The 1,995-nt window shown below is 69.4% G+C and carries 4 protein-coding genes; all 4 read left to right on the top strand.

What is annotated here, in order from left to right; translation table 11 throughout:
- Positions 1-274 (top strand): hypothetical protein (locus VGK32_13395; GenBank protein HEY3382763.1); only part of this gene is annotated, 274 nt, incomplete at its 5' end.
- A gap of 11 nt (positions 275-285) precedes the next feature.
- The gene (locus VGK32_13390; GenBank protein HEY3382762.1) at positions 286-426 is read left to right on the top strand and encodes a hypothetical protein; all 141 of its coding nucleotides are present in this window, start codon (positions 286-288) and stop codon (positions 424-426) included.
- Between the two features lie 260 nt (positions 427-686).
- Complete coding sequence (locus VGK32_13385) at positions 687-1,202, top strand: type VI secretion system tube protein Hcp (GenBank protein HEY3382761.1); 516 nt, start codon at positions 687-689, stop codon at positions 1,200-1,202.
- A 4-nt stretch (positions 1,203-1,206) separates the two neighbouring features.
- Positions 1,207-1,995: type VI secretion system tube protein Hcp (locus tag VGK32_13380; GenBank protein ID HEY3382760.1), on the top strand; the 789-nt coding region annotated here is incomplete at its 3' end.

Raw genomic sequence — 1,995 nt, 5'->3', positions numbered from 1 at the left:
CGAAGCCACGGGCGACTGCAACCGCTCGCGGATCGACTTCGGCGACGGGTCGCCCGTGGTCGAGTACCCGATCGTCGCGGGGAAGTCCCAGCCGGCGCCCACTCACGCCTACGCGAAGGGCGGGACCTTCGAGGTCAAGGCATACGGATTTGCAGACCCGTGGGCAAAGCTGCCGCAGGCGCCGAAGGCCTCCGACCACGCATGCTCCGGCCACTCGACAGCGAACGTCTCGGTCAAGTCGACGATGGCGGTGGCGCCGCTGCCCAGGAAGTGACGGGAGGATTCATGAGCACGATTCCGATCAGGGGTCTTTCTGCTCTGGTTCTCGTTGTCCTCGTCGGTGCGGTGACGGCCTTCCAGGCAGCCGCGGGGAGCCAGAGCGGGTTCGCCCGATTCGACGGGATCACGGGCGACGGTTGGAGATGATCAGCGTCGGGACCAAGGGCGGCTCGAGATCAGCGGCCGGGCCGATCGTTGTTTCGGTGCGATATCAGTCGATTCGCGATCTGCGGACGTTCGTGCCGGGCACCGGGGTCGTTGCGCCGAAGAGGTGACGCCTCCGGCCCGATGGGCTCCGCGCAAGACGGCCCGGCGCCGGGAGACCAGCTTCTTTCGCTCCCGGGCCAGAGATTCTCCTTGCGGTGGGCCGGATTCATCCTAGATTGAGACTCGATCGAGGAGGACCCATGAAGACGACGTCCCGCGTCTCCGCCGCCCTGCTCCTGGCCGCCGGCTTCGCGCTCGCGCCCCGCGCGTCGGCCGCGGACGCGTTCATCAGGTTCGACGGCGTCGAGGGTGAGTCCACGCACAAGGATCACAGGGACTGGATGGTGGTGAGCTCGTTCTCGTTCGACCAGTTGGCACGGGCCCAGGGGTCCGGCAGGGTCTCCTTCCACGACATCTCCGTCACGAAACGGGTCGACAAGGCATCGCCGGCGCTCGCCAAGGCGGCCGCTTCTGGCCGCCACTTCCCGACGGCCACCGTCTCGGTGCGGAAGGCCGGAGGAGGACAGCAGGAGTACCTCGTCGTGAAGCTCCAGGACATCATGGTGTCGTCGTACCGGACCGCGGGTGGCGGCAACGCGCAGACGGAGTCTTTCGTGCTCAACGCGTCGAACGCGACGGTCGAGAACGCCGGCGCGCCGGCGCAGGGCCCCGGGGTCAAGGGCCTCCAGCCTGCGCCGGGGACCATGGCGAGGTGATCCCGTGAAGGTCCCTCACACGCGTTCCGGGCCCGCTGCCGCCTTCGTACTTGTCGGCGTTCTCCTTCTTCAGGCGCGTCTCGCAGCGGCTTCGGCGGGCTACCTGAAAATCGGGGCGGTTGCGGGCGAGTCGACGGCCGCCGGTCACGTCGGCTGGATCGAGGTCGATCCGGTCCGTTGGCAGACGGTGCCGCCCGCCGTTCCTCCCGGACCCGCGCCCGCCGGCGTCGCAAAAGGCGGCCCGGGAATCGTCGGGCTGACGAAGAAGGTGGACAAGGCGTCGCCGGCTCTCCAGAAGGCGGCGCTGACGGGACAGCAGTTTCCGGCCGCGACGCTGGAGGTCCCGGGCGGGACCGCGGGCGGCTCTCTCAAGTACGAGCTCAAGAACGTGATGGTGTCCTCAATTCACGCGGGAGGCGGGGGCGGCGGCCAGCCGACCGAGCAGTTCACGCTGAACTTCTCGGCGGTCGAGCTCCAGTACCCGGCGCAGGCGACGCCGACGCCGCGGAACTGGAGCGCTCACGACAAGACGGAGGGTAGCTCGGCTCCGGCGGGAGCGGGCGCATCGGGGGCGGCCCTCAGGGTGCTGAGCCTGCCGCCTGCGGTGACGCGGGTGACTCCTGGCGCCGTGTCCGCCCTGACGGGCGCGACGGTGACGTTCACGGTCGAAGCCACGGGCGACTGCAACCGCTCGCGGATCGACTTCGGCGACGGGTCGCCCGTGGTCGAGTACCCGATCGTCGCGGGGAAGTCCCAGCCGGCGCCCACTCACGCCTACGCGAAGGGCGGGACC

The organism is Vicinamibacterales bacterium, from assembly GCA_036504215.1.
GTDB lineage: Bacteria > Acidobacteriota > Vicinamibacteria > Vicinamibacterales > Fen-181 > FEN-299.
Note: the sequence above shows the minus strand (reverse complement) of the source record. Positions and strands in the feature narration are given on the sequence as shown.

Excerpts from the sequence above, each read along its gene's own strand:
- VGK32_13390 (HEY3382762.1), top strand. The coding sequence starts at position 286 with ATGAGCACGATTCCGATCAGGGGTCTTTCTGCTCTGGTTCTCGTTGTC.
- VGK32_13385 (HEY3382761.1), top strand. The coding sequence starts at position 687 with ATGAAGACGACGTCCCGCGTCTCCGCCGCCCTGCTCCTGGCCGCCGGC.